Raw genomic sequence first — 17,858 nt, 5'->3', positions numbered from 1 at the left:
CGGCACGGACCGGGCGTGCGGGCCGGGGCGGCGGTGCGCGGTGCGGGGCCGTGTCCCGGCCCGGTGGCCGGCGGCGCGGATTCCCCCGGCGGTGGCCGGCCGGGGCCTGCGGGCACCGGCACGGTGACGCAGCGGCGCGGGCCGCCGCCGCGGCGGTCGTCTCCCCTCCGCGGGATGCCCGCCCCCGGCGGGGGCGGTGGGGGAGCGGGAGCGGCGCACGGTCACCGCCCCCGGGCGACGGGCGGCGGGCGCCGGCGGTCCGGGGGACCGGTCCCGCTCAGAACAGGCGGAGCTTGTCGTCCTCGATGCCGCGCAGGGCGTCGTAGTCGAGGATCTGGCAGCTGATGCCGCGGTCGGTGGCCAGGACGCGGGCCTGCGGCTTGATCTCCTGGGCGGCGAAGACGCCGCGGACCGGGGCGAGGTGCGGGTCGCGGTTCAGCAGCTCCAGGTAGCGGGTGAGCTGCTCGACGCCGTCGATCTCGCCGCGCCGCTTGATCTCGACGGCGACGGTCCCGCCGTCGGCGTCCCGGCACAGGATGTCGACGGGGCCGATCGCGGTCATGTACTCGCGGCGGATCAGGGTGTAGCCCTCGCCCAGCGTCTCGATCCGGTCGGCGAGCAGCTCCTGCAGGTGCGCTTCCACGCCGTCCTTGATCAGGCCGGGGTCCACGCCGAGTTCGTGCGAGGAGTCGTGGAGGATCTCCTCCATCGTGATGATCAGTTTCTCGCCCGCCTTGTTGACGACCGTCCAGACCCCCGCCCCGTCGTCCGCGCCCTCCTTCAACGTGCAGGGCGGCGACATCCAGTTGAGGGGCTTGTAGGCCCGGTCGTCGGCGTGGATGGAGACGCTGCCGTCCGCCTTGACCAGGATCAGGCGGGGCGCCGAGGGCAGGTGGGCGGTGAGCCGGCCGGCGTAGTCGACCGAGCACCGGGCAATGACGAGACGCATGGTCGGCAACGCTACTCGACACCGGGGAGCCCACGCGATCCGCCCACCCCCACCCGTCCCCGCCCGCACCACGGGGCCGCCGGTTCACCCGCTTTGCCCCTTGTGACTCTTGTTCGTCCCTGGCCGATAGTGGGCCCAACCCGACCGTTCCATATACGTGTTCTGCTGGTGTGGTCACCGGCCGTTGCCTACGGTGGAGAACGGGAGATCGCGATCCGTGTACGGAGCGTGTCCGGTGTCGTGAGCTCCCTCATCCGTCCGGCAACCCCTGCTCGTCGGGGGTGCGAGAGGAGAACCCATGTCGCTCGACGTCTCACCGGCCCTACTCGAACAGGCCGAGCGAGGCGAGGTCGACGAAGCAGCATTCGTCGACTGCGTCCGGACCTCCCTGCCCTACGCGTGGGAGACGATCAGCTCGCTGGTGGCCCAGCTGAAGGTGGACGGCGGACCCTTCGCCGACAACCAGACGCCCCCGCCGGACGAGCAGGCACGCGGTCAGCTGCTGCGCGCGCTCGCGAGTGACGCCATACGCGGTGCGCTGCAGCGGCACTTCGGGGTACGGCTGGCCTTCCAGAACTGCCACCGGGTGGCGGTGTTCCCCCTGGACGCCTCGGTGGACCAGACGCTGGCCCGCTTCACGTCGGCGCGCAACCAGTTGCTCAACCAGTCGCCGGAGCTGCGGGACTGCTGACGCGCGGCTTCGACGCCGTTGACGCAGTGAGCCGTTGCTTGCCGCTCCACCCGTGGGAGGTGCATCGGGGCCGGAGCGGCAAGCCCCCGGGCAGCCGGTAGCCGGTCAGCGCAGCCGGGGCAGCACCTCGGCGCCCAGGCGCCGCACGTTCTCCTCCGTCGCGGCGAGATCGCCGGAGCCCTCGACGAGCAGGGCGAAGCGGGAGATGCCGGTGCGCTCGGAGGTGGCCGCGAGCCGGTCGGCCGCGAGCTGCGGGGTGCCCACCGGGTGCAGCTCGCAGAGCAGTTCGGTGTAGGCGTGCGGATCGCGCATCACGCGCGCCCGGCCGTCGACCGTCACGTGGGCCTCGAGGCCCTGCTTCAACCAGCCCGGCATCGCCTTCAGCAGCGTCTCCACGGCGTCGGTGCGCCGGTCCGCGAGCTGGCAGACGCCGGCCGAGACGTGGGCCGCGTCCGCGATCTCCTCGGCCGGCCGTCCCGCGGCCCGTGCGCGGCGCCGCCACAGGGCGACCATCTCGGCCTTCTCCTCGTCCCCGACGTGCATCCCGAGCAGCATCGGCAGCCCGCGCTCGGCGGCCAGCCCCACGCTCGCCGGGGAGGTGCAGGCGACGACGACCTCCGGGCCAAGGGCCCCGGTCAGCGCCTCCGAGGGGCGGGGCACGACGGGCACCTCCCGGAAGCGGAAGCGTTCGCCCGAGGCCGCGACCGACGGTTCGCGCAGCCAGCGCACCAGCAGATCGAGTGATTCGGGGAACCCGTGCTCGTACGCCCGCAGACCCGTGCCGAACACCTCCAGGTCCACCCACGGGCCGCCGCGCCCCACGCCCAGCGTGAACCGTCCGCCGCTCGCCACGTGCAGCAGCGCGGCCTGTTCGCCGAGGGCGACCGGGTGCGCGGTGGGCAGCACGCTCACCGCCGTACCGACCCGCAGCCGGCGGGTGCGGCCGAGCAGCAGCGCGGCCAGCGTGACGGCGGACGGACAGGTGCCGTACGGCACGAAGTGGTGCTCGGCCAGCCACACCGTGTCCAGACCGGCCTCCTCGGCGGCCTCCGCCGAGCGGACCGCCCGGTGCAGGGCCTCCCCGGGGCCCTGGCCCGGGAACTGGGCGGCCGGCACAAAACTTCCTACGCGCATCGCACTTCCCGCTTCCTCGGCTCCGACCGGAGCTCCCCCGCCCGGCACAACCGTCCGGCACGTGCGCAGGACACGGCCCCGAAGGCGGAAGTCGCCGATCGTCCGCGCACCGGGCCGTCCCGCGGGGGACTCGTGGGGGCCGGAGCGTTCCGCGTGCCCCGGCGGGCGCCGCGTACGCTGGATGCCGCCCGTGCTTCCCGCAGAGCCCCGAGAGGTGTCCCGTGTCCCCGCGCCGCAACCGACCCAAGGCAGCCGGATCGTCCGGCCGGAGCGCCGAGGACGACCGCGCCGGCCGGTACGGCGGATGGCAGTCCACGGAGAACTGGCAGGGCGAGGACTGGAGCGTGCGCCACGTCGCCGGGGCGGGCACGCAGGGCAAGGCCTACCGCTGCCCGGGCTGCGACCAGCTGATCCCCTCCGGCGTCCCGCACGTGGTGGCCTGGCCGGAGTACTCGGGCGTGGACGACCGCCGCCACTGGCACAAGGCGTGCTGGAACGCGAAGGACCGCCGCACCACACGGGTGCAGCGGTCCCGCAACGCGCCGAGGTTCTGAGCGCGGCCGGCTACACGTCCCGGTTGCGTAGCAGCGCGTAGGCCCCGGCGTACACCGCCGCGGTCACACCCAGCATGATCCACAGCGGGTCCCAGCCGGTCGGGCCGGACCGGCTCAGGGCGTTGTCGTAGAAGACGCCCATCTGGCTCGGGATCGAGTACTCGAACAGTGCCTGCTGCAACTCCCCCAGCGAGGACGCGTTCATGAACAGGGCGATCACCAGCGGGGCGAGCACCACGGCGATCATGATGGTGATGGCGCCCGCCGAGTGCCGGATCACCGAGCCCGTCAGGAGCGAGAGCAGCCCGAGCAGCGCGATGTAGAGGCTGATGCCGACGGTGGCCTTCAGCCACTGCCCGCCGGTCGGGCCGTCCGCGCCGTGGCTGCCCAGCAGGGAGGTCTGGAGCACCGCCACGAAGGACGCGGCGGCCAGCGTCACCACGAAGGCGACGGCGAAGAACACGATCGACTTGGCGGCCAGCACCCGCCCCCGGCTCGGGCACGCGGTCAGCGTGGTGCGGACCATGCCGGTGCCGTACTCGGACGCGGTGGTGAGCACGCCGAGCGTGATGATGCACATCGTGCCGAGCAGCAGGCCGAAGAAGCCGAGGCCCAGCGCGTCCTGGCCGGACTGGTCGCCGGAGTGGCTGACCGCGATCCCGGCGAGCAGTCCGACGCCGATCACGATGAGGAGGAACACGCCGAGCGTCCACATCGTCGAACGCACCGACTTGATCTTCGTCCACTCGGAGGCCAGCGCGTGCCCGAGGTGGGTGCGCACGACCGGGATGGGCGAGCTGTAACCGGGGTACGGGCCGCCCGGCGCCGCCTGCCGGTCGGGCGCGGCGGCGGGGGCCTGCGGCATCGGGGGCAGGTGGGTGCTCATCGGGCGTCCTCGGGCTGGGTCTGGGGCTGGAGCCGGCCGGCAGCCGGGGCGGGGGCGGACGCGGGCCGGACCGGGGCGGCCGGGTCCTGCAGCGGTGCGGGCGGGGCGGGCGGTGCGGGCGGGGCGGCGGGGGCCGGTGCGGGCGGCGCGGCGTACGGGTTCGGGGCGCCGGCGCCGGGAGCGCCGTACGGACCCGCGGGAGCGCCGCCGTACGGGCCCGCGGGCGGCGCGAACGGCCGGCCGCCCTGCTGGGGCGGCGGTGGGGCGTACCAGCCCGGCTGGCCCTGGCCCGGCACCGGCACGGGGGGCTGGGCGCCGGGCGGCGGGGGCTGCTGGAGGCCGGCCTTCCGGTCGGTGCTGGAGCGGTAGTCCACGACGCCCTGCGTCATCCGCATGTACGCCTCCTCCAGCGAGGCCTGGTGCGGCGACAGCTCCCACAGCCGGACGTCCGCCTCGTGCGCGAGGTCGCTGATGCGGGGCAGCGGCAGCCCGGTCACCCGCAGCGCGCCGTCCTGCTCGGGCAGCACGTGGCCGCCGGCCCCGGTGAGCGCGGAGGTCAGCTTCTCGCGCAGCCCGGGCTCAGCGTCGGGGGTGCGGACGCGCGCGAAGCCGGCTGAGTTGGCCGAAATGAAGTCACGCACGCTCATGTCGGCGAGCAGTTGTCCGCGCCCGATGACGATGAGGTGGTCGGCGGTCAGCGCCATCTCGCTCATCAGGTGGGAGGAGACGAAGACCGTGCGGCCCTCGGCCGCGAGGGCCTTCATCAGGTTGCGCACCCAGAGGATGCCCTCGGGGTCGAGGCCGTTGACCGGCTCGTCGAACAGCAGCACCTGCGGGTCGCCGAGCAGCGCCGCGGCTATGCCGAGGCGCTGGCCCATGCCGAGCGAGAAGCCCCTGGAGCGCTTCCGCGCCACCTCCTGGAGGCCGACCACCCCGAGCACCTCGTCCACCCGCCGGGCCGGGATGCCCGAGAGCTGGGCCAGGCACAGCAGGTGGTTGCGGGCCGTCCGGCCGCCGTGCACGGCCTTGGCGTCGAGGAGCGCGCCGACCTGGCGGGGCGCGTTGGGCAGCTTGCGGTACGGGTAGCCGCCGATGGTCACCGTGCCGGACGTCGGATTGTCCAGCCCGAGGACCATCCGCATGGTCGTCGACTTGCCGGAGCCGTTGGGTCCGAGGAAGCCGGTCACGGCGCCCGGCCGCACCTGGAAGGAAAGGTCGTGCACGGCGGTCTTGTCGCCGTAGCGCTTGGTCAGGCCGACAGCCTCGATCATGCTCCGCACCCATCGAAAGGTTCAGGACAGCGGGGCACACGCCCCCGTAAGGGTTAGGAGGATATCCGGGTGCCCGCGGTTCCGGCCAAGAGAAGGCAAAGGAAGGACCCCGCGCGGGGCGGGGGACGCGTCACTGGGCGTCCCGCCGCTTGAGCAGCAGGCAGCCGCCGGCGAGGGCCGCGAGCACCCACAGCACCATGATGCCGAGCCCGCCCCAGGGACCGTAGGGCGTGTCGTCACCGGCCCGCGGGACCACCTGCATGATCCGGCTGCCGGCCTGGTCCGGCAGGAACTGCCCCACCTTCTTCGTGGCGTCCACGTTGCCGAGGATGTTGGAGATCAGGAAGAAGAACGGCATCAGGATGCCGAGCGAGAGCAGCGGCGAGCGCAGCATCGCGGCGACGCCCATGGAGAACACGGCGATGAGCGTCATGTACAGCCCGCCGCCGATCACCGCGCGCAGCACACCGGGGTCGTCGAGCCGGGTGCGCAGCGGGCCGAGCATCGCCTGGCCGAGGAAGAACGCGGCGAAGCTGGTGGCCATGCCCACCAGCAGGGCGAGCGCGGTGGCCACGGCGATCTTGCCGAAGAGGAAGGTGCCGCGCTGCGGCACGGCGGCCAGGGAGACGCGGATCATGCCGGTGCTGTACTCGTTCGACACGACGAGCACCCCGAACACGATCATGGCGAGCTGGCCCAGGCTCATCCCGGCGAAGCTCACGAACGTCGGGTCGAAGGAGAGCCGCTCCCGCGCGGGCATCGAGCCGAACTGGTGCCTGGACAGCGCGGAGATGAGCATGCCCAGGGCGATGGTGACCACCACGGCCAGGGACAGCGTCCACACCGTGGACGCCACGGACCGGATCTTGGTCCACTCGGACCGGATGACCTGCACGGCCGCCATGGCTTCAGGCCCCCTTCCAGCCGGTGCCCGCGCCCCGTGGGGCGGGCTCGGACCCGGCGTGCGCGTGGTACTCCACCGACTCCGCCGTCAGCTGCATGAACGCCTCCTCCAGCGAGGCCTGCCGCGGACTCAGCTCGTGCAGCACGACCCCGTGCCCGGCGGCCAGCTCCCCGATCCGCTCGGCCTTGCCGCCCGGCGCCTCCAGCGCCCCGCCGCCCGTCTCCACGACCGTGATCCCGGCCTCGTGCAGCACGTCGAGGAGCCGTTCGCGCTGCGGGGTGCGGATGCGGACGAAGGACCGGGAGTTCTGCCGGATGAAGTCGGCCATGGAGGTGTCCGCCAGGAGCCTGCCCTGCCCGATGACGACCAGGTGGTCGGCGGTGAGCGCCATCTCGCTCATCAGGTGGCTCGACACGAACACGGTCCGGCCCTGCGCGGCCAGCGACTTCATCAGGTTCCGGATCCAGTGGATGCCCTCGGGGTCGAGCCCGTTGACCGGCTCGTCGAACATCAGGATCCGCGGGTCCCCGAGCAGCGCCCCGGCGATCCCCAGCCGCTGCCCCATCCCCAGCGAGAACCCCTTCGCCTTCTTGCGCGCCACCGCGGTGAGCCCCACGACGCCGAGCACCTCGTCCACCCGCCGCCGGGGGATGCCGTTGCTCTGCGCGAGGCACAGCAGGTGGTTGTAGGCGCTGCGCCCGCCGTGCATGCCCTTGGCGTCCAGCAGGGCCCCGATGGACCGCAGCGGGTCCCGCAGGCGGTCGTAGTGCCTGCCGTCGATCCGGACGTCGCCGGCGGTGGGGTGGTCCAGCCCCAGGATCATCCGCATGGTGGTGGACTTCCCCGCGCCGTTGGGCCCGAGGAACCCGGTCACGATGCCGGGCCCGACCGTGAAGGTGAGGCCGTCGACCGCAGTCCTGTCCCCGTACCGCTTGGTCAGCCCCTCCAGCTCGATCATGCGGCCACGCTAGGACGGCCCCGGGACGCCTGCCACCCGGGGCACGCGAAAGGGCGGCGGGACCGGGTCCCGCCGCCCCTCGGAAAGCCGGCCGGTTACCGGGACTGCTGCGCCGGAACGCCCCGGGAGACCGAGTCGTCGTCGGTGCTGGAGCCGGCGGCGGCCACCGCGGCGCCGGTCAGCGTGGCGAGCATCTCGCGGACGTTCGTCAGCTGGGCGTTGATGCTGTCGCGACGGTTGGTGAGGGCGGCCAGCTCGCGCTCGGACTCCGAGCGGATCCGGTCGGCCTTCGCGTTGGCGTCGGCCACGATGTCCTCGGCCTGGCGCTGGGCCGTCTCCACCGTCTGGCGGGCGCGGCGCTCGGCGTCCGTGCGCAGCTTCTCCGCCTCCAGGCGGAGCTGCTCGGCGCGGTGCTCGATCTCCGCCAGCCGCTTCTCCGCCTTCTGCTGACGGGACGCCAGGTCGCGCTCGGACTGCTCGCGGCGCTTGGCGAGGTTCGTCTCGAAGTCGGCGGCGGCCTGCGCGGCCTTGGCGCGGGTCTCCTCGAAGAGGGCGTCGGCCTCCTCGCGCTTGGACTGTGCGTCCTTCTGCGCCTCGGCGCGCAGCTGGGACGCGTCGCTCTTGGCCTTCTCGACGATCCGGACGCCCTCGTCCTCGGCCTTGGCCTTGCGCTCGGAGGCGTACGTCTCGGCGTCGCTGCGGACCTGCTGGGCCGCCGACTCGGCGAGGTCGCGGTGCTGCTCGGCCGCGCGCCGGGCCTCCTCACGCAGCTCCTTGGCCTCCTCCTCGGCGAGGCGGAGGATCTTCTCGACCCGCGCGCCGAGACCCGCGTACGACGGCTCGGCGTCGGTGATCTGGGTCTGGGCGTTCTGCGTTTCGAGGTGGAGCTCCTCGATGCGCTTCTCCAGAGCGGTGATGCGGGCGAGAGCGCTGTCACGGTCGGAGACGAGCTTGGAGATTCGTTCGTCCACCTGAGCGCGGTCGTACCCACGCCGCACAAGCTCGAAGCCGTAGGGGGAAGTGTCGCTCATGGGGTTCCTGTCGAATGAGACCGGTGAGGTGATAGGGGGAATCCTAGGCGCCGATGCGGTGTGTCATCGAGCGGATACGTGTTTGATCTGGAGAATGACACCTCTTTTGAGTGGCTGACCGTCCGATTGCTCGCCGAAAACCCGGGCAAAGACCTCAGAACACATCAGAACCGTCCTCGTTCGCTAGTCGCCCGACGCCTTGCCACCCGATCGGGGGGAACCGACGGTGGCGGCCGCCTTGACTCCGCCGTCCTTGCCGGCGGCCGGCGCCTCGAAGGACTCCAGCGCCTCCAGGACGTCCTGCACGCGGGAGATCTCGGCGTTGATGTCCTCGCGCCGGCGCACCAGGATATCCAGCTCGCGCTTGCCCTCCTCGACCGTGCGCCGGGCCTCGCGGATCGCCTCGGCCTTCAGCTCCTCGGCCTCCCTGATCAGCGACGCCTTCTTCTGCTCGGCCTCCTTGAGCAGCCCCTCCGCCTTCCTGACGGCGGCGATGCGCACCTTGCCCGCCTCGGAGTTGGCCTCCGAGACCAGCTCCTCGGCCTTCGCCTCGGCCTTGGCCAGCTGCTCCTCGGCGGCCTTGATGAGCGCGTCGCAGCGGTCGCCGGTGGACTTCATCGTCTCGGCGGCCTCGCGGCGGGCCCGCTCGTGCAGCTCCTCGATCTCCGCGGTGATGCGGTCGCGCAGCTCCTCCGCGCGCTCCCTGATGGCGGTCGCGTCCCGGCGGGCACCGACCAGCAGTTCGTCCGCGTCCGTACGGGCCCTCTCCACCAGCGAGTTGCCCTCGACGGTCGCCTCGGACACGATCCGGTCGGCCTCGCTGCGGGCCGCGCCCACCATCGTGTCCGCCTGCGACTCGGCTTCCGCGGTGGTCTTCAGCGCCTGCTGCTGGGCCTCGGTGAGCAGCTTGTCGGCTTCGGCCGCGGTCTCCGTGATGAGCGTGTCGACCTGCTCGGCCGCCTCCGAGCGCCGCTTGTTGGCCTCCTTGCGGGCCTCGTCCAAGGTCCGCTCGGCCTCCTGCCGCGCGGACGTGACGAGCCGTTCGGCCTCCGTCTCCGCCTCGGTCCGGGCCCGCTCGGACTCGGTGCGCAGCCGCTCGGCCTGCTGCCGGGCGGAGGCCACCGTCTCGGCGGCCTCGGTGCGCAGCCGCTCCGCGTCGCCGGTGGCGTCCGCGATGAGCTGCTCGGCGCCGGTCACGGCCTCCGCACGGACACGGTCGGCCTCGGCGAGCGCCTCGGTGCGGACCCGTTCGGCCTCCGCGGCGGTCTCGGTCTGCAGCCGTTCCGCCCCGGCGAGCGCCTCGGTGCGCACCCGTTCGGCCTCCGCGGCCGTTCGGGTCCGCAGCCGCTCGGCCTCGGCGAGCGCCTCGGTGCGGACCCGTTCGGCCTCCGCGGCGGTCTCGGTCTGCAGCCGCTCGGCCTCGTTGCGGGCCTCCGTGATGAGCGTGTCCGCCTGGGTGGCCGCGTCCGAGCGGATGCGGTTGGCGTCCTCGCGGGCGTCCGCCCGGGTGCGGGCGGCGGCCTGGTCGGCCTCGGCGAGCGCGTCCGAGGCCTCCGTGCGCACCCGCTGGGCGTAGTCGGACGCGTCCGAGCGCAGCCGCTCGGCCTCCGTCGCGGCGTCCGCCACCGTCCGCTCGGCCAGTGCCCTGGCGGCCTCCGCCTCCTCGTTCGCCTCGCGCCGCAGCCGCGAGGCGTCCTCGCTCGCCCGCTCCCGCTCGGCGTAGGCGTCGGTGCGGACCCGGTCCGCCTCCTCCCCGGCCTCCCGGCGGGTCCGGTCCGCCGCGTGCTCGGCGGCCGAGCGCAGCCCGGCGATCTCCTGCTGCGCCTGCTCCTGCAGCCCGGCCACGGACTCCCGCACCTGCTGCGCGTGCTGCTCGGCCGCGGACACCATCTCCGCGGCGCGCCGGTCGGCCTCCGCGACCAGCCGCGTCGCCTCGGCCTGCGCCTCCTCCACCCGCTTGCGCGCGGAGGCGAGCAGCTCCTCGCTCTGCGCACGGGCCCGCTCGCGCTCCTGGTCGGCCTCCTCGCGGGCCGCGCCGAGGAGTTCCTCGGCCTCGCGGCGGCGCCGGGCGGCCTCCTCCTGCGCGGCGGCCAGCGTCTCGGACGCCTCGGCGCCCAGCCGCTCCGCCGCGGCCTGGGCCTCCGCCCGCACCCGGTCCGCGGTGTCCTGCGCCTCCGCCTTCAGCCGCTCGGCCTCGGCGGCGGCCTCCGAGCGCAGCCGCACGGCGAGGGCCTCGCCCTCGGCGCGCGAGGCGGACGCGTCGGACGCGGCCTCGGTGCGCAGCCGCTCGGCCTCGGTCTCGGCCTGCTGCTGGAGCGTGCGGATCCGCTCGGCGGCCTCCGCGCGCAGCCGCTCGGTCTCCTCGCCGGCCTCCCGGCGGATCCGGGCCGCCTCCTCGCGCGCGTCCGTGAGTGCCTGCTCGGCCCCCGCCAGCCGCTCCTGCGCCTCCGCCTGTAGCCGGGCCGCCTCCCCGGCGGCCTCCGCGCGCCGGGCCTCGGCCGTCCGCTCGGCCTCCTCGCGCAGCTCGCGCGCGGCCCGTTCGGCGTCCGCCGTGAGCGCCTCGGCCCGCTCGGCGGCCTCCTCGCGCAGCCGCTCGGCCTCCTTGCGGGTGCGCTCCAGGGTCTCCTCGGCCTGCCGGCGCAGGGTGGTGGCCCGCTCGATGGCCTCGGTGCGGACCTTCTCGCTGTCCGTGGTCGCGGTCTGGCGCAGCTCGTCGGCGTCCGCCTTGGCCTTGGCCAGCAGCTCCTCGGCGGACTTGGCCGCCTCCTCGATCTGCGCGACGGCCTCCCGGCGGGCCTCGGCCCGGATGGACTCGCCCTCGGCCAGCGCGTCGGCGCGCAGCTGCTCGGCCTCGCCGCGCAGCCGGCGGGCCTCCTCCTGCAGCTCGACCGTCTTGGCGCGGTACTCCTTGGTGTCGTCCTTCGCCGCGCCCTTGAGCTGCTCGGCGATGTCGTGCGCCTCGGCACGCAGCCGGTCCGCCTCGGTCTCGGCCTCCGAGCGGATCCGTTCGGCCTCCTCGGCGGCGGCCCGGGTGGTCTTCTTGGCGTCCTCGGACGCCTTGTTCAGCACGTCCTCGGCGGTCTTCGCCGCCTTGGACAACTGGGTGGCGGTCTCCTCGGCGGCGATGCTGCGGGCCTTCTCGGCGGCCTCGGCGACGACCTTCTCGGCCTCGGCCCGCGCGTCGGCGACCAGCTGCTCGGCCTCGGCCCGGGTGGACTCGGCCTCCTTGGTGGCCTCCTCGACCAGCCGGGCGACCTGCTCCTTGGCGGTGCGGGTACGGGTCTCGTTGGCGGCCTCGGCACTGGCGAGCGCCTTGGCGGCGGCCTCCTTGGCCTGCGTGACCAGCTTCTCCGCCTCGGTCTGCGCCTTGCGCAGCGCCTCCTCGGCCTCGGTCATGCGCTGTTCGGCGGCCCGGCCCAGCTCGGCGGCCCGGCGGCGGGCGGCGTCCGACTCGCTGGTGGTGGAGCTGCGCAGCTGCTCGGCGTGGTCGGCGGCCTCCTGGGCCTGCGCGGAGGCGGCGTTCAACAGCCGCTCGGCGTCGGCACGGGCGCGGCGCAGGATCTGGTCGGCCTCCGTGCGGGCCGCCTCCGCCTCGCCGCGCAGCCGCTCGCGGGCCTCCCGGGTCAGCCGCTCGGCCTCGGCGCGGGCGGCGGCCATGGCCTGCTCGGCCTCCGCGCGGGACTCCTCCAGCAGCCGGCGGGCCTGCTGCTCGGTACGGGCGCGCAGCTGCTCGGCCCACGCCACGTTCTCGTTGACGTGCGACTCGACGGTCCGCCGGCGCTCGGCCAGTTCCTGGTCGAGCTGCTGGCGGCGGGTGACCGCCTCCTGGTGCAGCTCGGCCTGCAGGCGGGCGGCCTGCTCGGCGTGCTCCTGCAGGATGCGCTGGGTCTGGGCGCGGACCTGGCTGAGCTCCCGCTCGGCGTCCTGGCGCAACTGGTCGGCCTGCACCTGGGCGTTGCGGAGCAACTGCTCGGCCTGGTAACCGATGTCACCGCCGTCGTAGGCGGGCCGGGTCATCAGGGTGCGGCGCGCCTCGTGCAGCTTGGCGCGCAGCACCTCGACCTGGTAGCCGAGGTCATCGGCGTGCTGGATCGCCTTTTCCCGCTCGGTCCTCAGCCGCTTCATCTCGGCTTCGAACCGAGAGAGGTGGTCGACGTCAGCCGCCGGCTCTCGCTCCTGGCTCTCGTAGCCCCGCACTGCGCGGTCCCATCCGTCCCCTGGTCAGTTTCTCCAACGAGCTCCGTCCATCCGCCGGACGGGGCCCCCGGGGAATGGTGTCAGATCAACGGCGGAGCACGGGCTGCTGACCCGACGCTCGTCCCCCGAAACCCGGACCCCGGCATGCGGTCGCCCCCCGCCTACGAGGACGACCGCCCCCAACCCTACCGGCCCATATGTACGGGGGTCAGTGCTCAGGTGACTCAACCGGGGCCGAAGTGACCAGTTCCGTCAGGACGCCGTGGCAGTCCTTCGGGTGCAGGAAGGTGATCCGGGACCCCATGGAGCCGCGCCGCGGCTCGTCGTACAGCACGCGCACGCCCTTGCCGCGGATGTCCGCGGCGTCCGCGTCGACGTCCGCCGTGCCGAAGGCGACGTGATGGACGCCCTCCCCGTTCTTCGCCAGCCACTTGCCGACCGCGGAGTCCTCCCGGGTCGGTTCCAGCAGTTGCAGGTAGGAGGCGCCGCCGTCGGACGTCCCGTTGATCCTGAGCATGGCCTCGCGGACGCCCTGCTCCTCGTTGACCTCGGTGTGGAACACCTCGAAGCCGTACGTGGCACGGTAGAACTCGACGGTGGCGTCGAGGTCGTGGCAGGCGATCCCGATGTGGTCGATTCGCGTCAGCATGGACCCAGTGCAGCGCCCGGCGCATGGTTACGCAACGTGCGCGCGATCACACCGGCGGCCCGATGACGCCGCGGACCGCCCCTCAGTACATTCGAAGTAAACCCTCGTTCACTCCTTGGCCGTGCAGGCCGGTAAGGGGATCGCAGCCCATGTCTTCTGCCACGACCAGTTCGGTGATCGTCGCGGGCGCGCGAACGCCCATGGGGCGCTTGCTCGGCTCGCTGAAGTCCTTCTCCGGAGCCGACCTCGGCGGCTTCGCGATCAAGGCCGCCCTCGACCGTGCGGGGATCGGCGGCGACCAGGTGCAGTACGTGATCATGGGCCAGGTGCTCCAGGCCGGGGCGGGGCAGATCCCGGCCCGCCAGGCCGCCGTCAAGGCCGGCATCCCGATGAACGTCCCGGCGCTCACCGTCAACAAGGTGTGCCTGTCCGGCCTGGACGCGATCGCGCTGGCCGACCAGCTGATCCGCGCCGGCGAGTTCGACATCGTCGTCGCCGGCGGCCAGGAGTCCATGACCAACGCCCCCCACCTGCTGCCGAAGTCCCGCGAGGGCTTCAAGTACGGCGCGGTGCAGATGCTCGACGCGATGGCGTACGACGGCCTGACCGACGCCTTCGAGGACATCGCCATGGGCGAGTCCACCGAGAAGCACAACACCCGCCTCGGCATCGGGCGCGCCGAGCAGGACGAGATCGCCGCCCTGTCCCACCAGCGGGCCGCGACCGCACAGAAGAACGGCGTCTTCGAGGCCGAGATCACCCCGGTGGAGATCCCGCAGCGCAAGGGCGAGCCGGTCCTGTTCAGCAAGGACGAGGGCATCCGGGCCGACACCACCGTGGAGTCCCTGGGCAAGCTGCGTCCGGCCTTCTCCCGCGAGGGCACCATCACCGCCGGATCCTCCTCGCAGATCTCCGACGGCGCGGCGGCCGTGGTCGTGATGAGCAGGGCCAAGGCCGAGGAGCTGGGCCTGGAGTGGCTCGCCGAGATCGGCGCGCACGGCAACGTGGCCGGCCCGGACAACTCCCTGCAGTCGCAGCCCTCCAACGCCGTCCGGCACGCGCTGAAGAAGGAGGGGCTGGAGGTCTCCGACCTCGACCTCATCGAAATCAACGAGGCCTTCGCCGCGGTCGCGGTGCAGTCAATGAAGGACCTCGGGGTGTCCACGGAAAAGGTGAACGTCAACGGCGGCGCGATCGCCCTGGGCCACCCGATCGGCATGTCCGGCGCCCGGCTCGTGCTCCACTTGGCGCTGGAGCTCAAGCGCCGGGGCGGCGGGGTCGGCGCGGCCGCGCTGTGCGGTGGCGGCGGCCAGGGCGACGCACTGATCCTGCGGGTTCCGAAGGCCTGACTTCCCACCTGTACGACCGCGAAGCGAACGGAGCTGTGATGCAGGACGTCTCCTCTCTGGTGGCCCAGGCCAGGGACGGCCGGCCGCGGGCCGTGGCCCGGCTGATCTCCCTGGTGGAGGGGGCGTCCCCGCAGCTCAGGGAGGTCATGGCGGCGCTGGCCCCGCTCACGGGCAACGCCTACGTGGTCGGCCTGACGGGCTCGCCCGGCGTCGGCAAGTCGACGTCCACCTCCGCGCTCGTCACCGCGTACCGCAAACAGGGCAAACGGGTGGGCGTCCTGGCCGTCGACCCCTCGTCCCCCTTCTCGGGCGGCGCCCTCCTCGGCGACCGGGTCCGCATGTCCGAGCACGCCTCCGACCCCGGCGTCTACATCCGCTCGATGGCGACCCGGGGCCACCTGGGCGGCCTGGCGTGGGCGGCGCCCCAGGCGATCCGGGTGCTGGACGCGGCGGGCTGCGACGTGGTCCTGGTGGAGACGGTGGGCGTCGGTCAGTCGGAGGTGGAGATCGCCTCCCAGGCGGACACGTCCGTCGTCCTGCTGGCCCCCGGCATGGGCGACGGCATCCAGGCGGCGAAGGCCGGCATCCTGGAGATCGGCGACGTCTACGTCGTCAACAAGGCGGACCGGGACGGCGCCGACGCCACCGCCCGCGAGCTGAACCACATGCTGGGCCTGGGCGAGGCCCGCGGCCCCGGCGACTGGCGCCCGCCCATCGTGAAGACGGTCGCGGCCCGTGCGGAGGGCGTCGACGAGGTCGTCGAGGCCCTGGAGAAGCACCGCGCCTGGATGGAGGAGCGGGACGTCCTCACCGAACGCCGCAGGGCCCGCGCGGCCCGCGAGGTGGAGACGATCGCCGTCACGGCCCTGCGCGAACGCATCGGCGACCTCCACGGCGACCGCCGGCTCAGCGCCCTGGCGGAGCGGATCGTCGCCGGCGAACTGGACCCCTACCGCGCGGCGGACGAACTGGTGGCGGGCCTGACCGAAAACTGACCCCGCCCCCCCGCGCCGGGGCGGGGCCCGGCGCGGACGGGGACATGGGGGCGGGGTGAGTCGCGGGCGGTGCGGGCGCGGGCCGGACAGGGCCGCCCGGTGCCCTGCCGCCCGGGCCGCGCTCCCTGCCGGCGGGAGGTGCCGGCGGCGGCACCGGCCGCGCGGAGGGCGGGCCGCCCGGCACGCGGGGACGCGTGGCGGTCCGGACACCGGGGGAGCGGGCCCCGGGACGCGGGTGTCCCGGCGCCCCGGGGCGCGGCCGGACGTCAGGGACGCCCCCGTTGCCCCCTCAGGTGCTCCGCGACCGGCTTGAGGGACTTGTCGAGCTCTATGAGCGCGTCGGCCGACAGCAGGTCGATGAAGTGCCGCCGCACCGAGGACACGTGGTGCGGCGCGACCTTCCTCATCGTCTCCCTGCCGTGCTCGGTCAGCACGGCGTACAGGCCCCGGCGGTCCGACTCGCAGTTCTCGCGGCGCACCAGGTCGGCGTTCTCCATCCGCGTGATCTGGTGCGAGAGCCGGCTCTTGGACTGCATGGTGGCGGAGGCGAGGTCGCTCATCCGCATCCTGTGGTCCTCCGACTCGGAGAGGTTGACGAGGATTTCGTAGTCGTTCATCGTCAGCCCGAACGGCTGCAGGTCCTTTTCCAGTTGGTACGTCAACAGCCTGTTGACCTCCAGGTGGGTGCGCCAGGCGCACTGCTCCGCATCGGTCAGCCAGCGCGTGGCCGTTTCGGTCTCCATGAATGAAGTCTACCTAAGAAGTTGAATGATGAACTGCCTTGGGTGGTGTGACATGTGCGCACGCGTTCGAAGTCACACTCCGCAGACTACCGTTCACAGCCCGAAGCGACGTTGGAGGTCCCCGAGCTGTCCGGGAAGGCGCGGTGCGCCCGGCGTGTGCGGGCCGTGACCTCCCGGCGCCGCCCCGCCACCGCCGGGTACCCCCGGCCCCGGCGGAACGGCCCCCGTGGCCACCTCCGGCACGAGGGTCTCCGTCGACTGCAGCAGGACCGTCCCGGCACCCGCGAACTCGAACTGGTGCTCCTCACCGGAGGCCCCGCCGAGCCCCGTCAGCGCCCGCAGGCCGCCCAGCACGCCCGTCAGGTACCCGTGGTCGTAGTGGTGGCACGGGGAGGGGCAGTCGGCCCAGCCGACCAGGGCCTGGGGATCCACCCGGACCGGTGGTTCCATGAACACCACCGGGCCGTTGGAGGCGGCCACGAACTTCCCCGTTCCGATCAGGGTCAGGAAGCCCGGCACGATCGACTGCTTGAGCGCGAGACTTGGCTGGAAAGCGAGCAGATTGCCCGCGCGAATGGTCAGGTTCCCGTCGTCCAGGTCGTACGAGTTGACGTCGAAGGCCCGGTCGGCGAGCAGCATCTTGCCCGAGCCCTCCGCCACCACCCAGTCGCTCGCGTGCAGTGGCGAATGGAAGGACGTGCGCACCAGCCGGTCCAGCCGGCCGTGCCCGATCCCGTTGAACTCGATCGCCCCGTAGTAGGCGATCATCTTCCCCTTCTGCAGGAACCACTGCCCGCCCTTCAGCTCCACGCAGAACGTGTAGCTGTTCACGTTGTCGTCGGCGGGCAGGGTCGCCGGGTCGTGCACCACCGGGCCGCCCGCGCTCCCGTACGTGCTCACAGCTTCTCCTCCGAGGCCTGGACGTACACCGTGCCGTTGCCGCTCAGCTCCAGCTGGAATGCCTCCCCCGAGCCGCGGCCCACCATGTCGCGCCAGCCCAGGGCGGCGGACAGCTTGTTGCGGACCTCGCCGTGGTGGGCGACGTACGCCTGCGGGTCCACGTGCACCGGGCGCTGCGGGGTGACGGGGATCCCGAAGACGCCGCCGTGCGCCATCACCGCGACCGACCCCCGCCCCTGCAGCGTGGTCGTGAACAGGCCCTGCCCGGTGACCTGGCCGCGCACCAGGCCCATGACCCCGCCCTGGGAGCCCAGGAACACCGTGCCCTGCCGGAGGGTGTCCTCGAAGGCGAGCAGCCGGTCGGCCTCGACGTACAGGGTGTCGCCGGAGAGGTGGATGACGTGCACGTGGTGGCCACCGTGCCCGAAGAGCACGGTGCCGCTGCCCTCGACCGCCATCAGCGGGGTCGCCTCGCCGGCCACCCGCCGTCCGATCATGGACGCCAGGCCGCCCTGGCCGCCCTGGACGCTGGGGGTGAAGGACACCTCCCCCCGGTAGGCGAGCATCGCCCCGCGCTGGCTGAACAGCCGCTGCCCGGGCCGTACGGTCGCCTCGACCATCTTCGGGTTGAGTTCCCGGAACGCCAT

The 17,858-nt window shown here is 73.3% G+C and carries 16 protein-coding genes; 4 read left to right on the top strand and 12 right to left on the bottom strand.

The window, feature by feature from the left end:
* Positions 1 to 277 precede the first annotated feature (277 nt).
* Positions 278 to 949 (bottom strand): endonuclease NucS, encoded by a 672-nt coding sequence (gene nucS, locus QQY24_RS09780; protein WP_301972279.1) that lies wholly within the window; start codon positions 947 to 949, stop codon positions 278 to 280.
* A gap of 298 nt (positions 950 to 1,247) precedes the next feature.
* Between nucS and QQY24_RS09775 the strand changes: the two genes are divergently transcribed.
* On the top strand, positions 1,248 to 1,640 hold the full coding sequence (locus QQY24_RS09775; protein WP_301972278.1) for an SCO5389 family protein: 393 nt from the start codon (positions 1,248 to 1,250) through the stop codon (positions 1,638 to 1,640).
* A 105-nt stretch (positions 1,641 to 1,745) separates the two neighbouring features.
* On the opposite strand, the gene QQY24_RS09770 is transcribed toward QQY24_RS09775, so the two are convergent.
* A complete protein-coding gene (locus tag QQY24_RS09770; RefSeq protein ID WP_301972277.1) occupies positions 1,746 to 2,774 on the bottom strand; it encodes an LLM class flavin-dependent oxidoreductase in 1,029 nt (342 codons plus the stop codon).
* Between the two features lie 221 nt (positions 2,775 to 2,995).
* On the opposite strand from QQY24_RS09770, the gene QQY24_RS09765 reads away from it, so the two are divergent.
* Entirely contained in the window at positions 2,996 to 3,328 is a 333-nt protein-coding gene (locus tag QQY24_RS09765) for an ATP/GTP-binding protein (protein WP_301972276.1), read from the top strand.
* Positions 3,329 to 3,338: 10 nt separating this feature from the next.
* Here the strand turns inward: QQY24_RS09765 and QQY24_RS09760 are convergent, their stop codons facing one another.
* From QQY24_RS09760 to mce, 7 genes are all read right to left on the bottom strand, one after another.
* A complete protein-coding gene (locus tag QQY24_RS09760; RefSeq protein ID WP_301972275.1) occupies positions 3,339 to 4,214 on the bottom strand; it encodes an ABC transporter permease in 876 nt (291 codons plus the stop codon).
* Complete coding sequence (locus QQY24_RS09755; RefSeq protein WP_301972274.1) at positions 4,211 to 5,485, bottom strand: ABC transporter ATP-binding protein; 1,275 nt, start codon at positions 5,483 to 5,485, stop codon at positions 4,211 to 4,213. The genes QQY24_RS09760 and QQY24_RS09755 overlap by 4 nt, the downstream gene beginning before the upstream one ends.
* Before the next feature lie 130 nt (positions 5,486 to 5,615).
* Positions 5,616 to 6,389: an ABC transporter permease subunit gene (locus QQY24_RS09750; protein WP_301972273.1), complete on the bottom strand. Its 774-nt coding sequence runs from the start codon at positions 6,387 to 6,389 to the stop codon at positions 5,616 to 5,618.
* Positions 6,390 to 6,393: 4 nt separating this feature from the next.
* Positions 6,394 to 7,347 carry an ATP-binding cassette domain-containing protein gene (locus tag QQY24_RS09745; RefSeq protein WP_301972272.1) on the bottom strand — a complete coding sequence of 318 codons (954 nt, stop codon included), beginning with the start codon at positions 7,345 to 7,347 and terminating at the stop codon, positions 6,394 to 6,396.
* 95 nt (positions 7,348 to 7,442) lie between these two features.
* Positions 7,443 to 8,378, bottom strand: coding sequence for a cellulose-binding protein (locus tag QQY24_RS09740; protein ID WP_301972271.1), 936 nt, complete (start codon positions 8,376 to 8,378; stop codon positions 7,443 to 7,445).
* 183 nt (positions 8,379 to 8,561) lie between these two features.
* A complete protein-coding gene (gene scy / locus QQY24_RS09735; RefSeq protein ID WP_301972270.1) occupies positions 8,562 to 12,575 on the bottom strand; it encodes a polarized growth protein Scy in 4,014 nt (1,337 codons plus the stop codon).
* Positions 12,576 to 12,783: 208 nt separating this feature from the next.
* The gene (mce, locus tag QQY24_RS09730) at positions 12,784 to 13,224 is read right to left on the bottom strand and encodes a methylmalonyl-CoA epimerase (RefSeq protein WP_301972269.1); all 441 of its coding nucleotides are present in this window, start codon (positions 13,222 to 13,224) and stop codon (positions 12,784 to 12,786) included.
* 149 nt (positions 13,225 to 13,373) lie between these two features.
* On the opposite strand from mce, the gene QQY24_RS09725 reads away from it, so the two are divergent.
* Both QQY24_RS09725 and meaB read left to right on the top strand, forming a co-directional pair.
* The gene (locus QQY24_RS09725; RefSeq protein WP_301972268.1) at positions 13,374 to 14,573 is read left to right on the top strand and encodes an acetyl-CoA C-acetyltransferase; all 1,200 of its coding nucleotides are present in this window, start codon (positions 13,374 to 13,376) and stop codon (positions 14,571 to 14,573) included.
* Between the two features lie 38 nt (positions 14,574 to 14,611).
* Positions 14,612 to 15,568, top strand: a complete 957-nt coding sequence (gene meaB / locus QQY24_RS09720; protein WP_301972267.1) for a methylmalonyl Co-A mutase-associated GTPase MeaB — start codon at positions 14,612 to 14,614, stop codon at positions 15,566 to 15,568.
* Between the two features lie 266 nt (positions 15,569 to 15,834).
* Here the strand turns inward: meaB and QQY24_RS09715 are convergent, their stop codons facing one another.
* From QQY24_RS09715 to QQY24_RS09705, 3 genes are all read right to left on the bottom strand, one after another.
* The gene (locus tag QQY24_RS09715; RefSeq protein WP_301972266.1) at positions 15,835 to 16,311 is read right to left on the bottom strand and encodes a MarR family winged helix-turn-helix transcriptional regulator; all 477 of its coding nucleotides are present in this window, start codon (positions 16,309 to 16,311) and stop codon (positions 15,835 to 15,837) included.
* Between the two features lie 93 nt (positions 16,312 to 16,404).
* On the bottom strand, positions 16,405 to 17,211 hold the full coding sequence (locus QQY24_RS09710; RefSeq protein WP_301972265.1) for an AIM24 family protein: 807 nt from the start codon (positions 17,209 to 17,211) through the stop codon (positions 16,405 to 16,407).
* Complete coding sequence (locus QQY24_RS09705; RefSeq protein ID WP_301972264.1) at positions 17,208 to 17,858, bottom strand: AIM24 family protein; 651 nt, start codon at positions 17,856 to 17,858, stop codon at positions 17,208 to 17,210. The genes QQY24_RS09710 and QQY24_RS09705 overlap by 4 nt, the downstream gene beginning before the upstream one ends.

This window comes from Streptomyces sp. TG1A-8, from assembly GCF_030499535.1.
In the GTDB taxonomy this organism is placed as follows: domain Bacteria; phylum Actinomycetota; class Actinomycetes; order Streptomycetales; family Streptomycetaceae; genus Streptomyces.
This window is presented reverse-complemented; position numbering and strand designations above follow the sequence as displayed.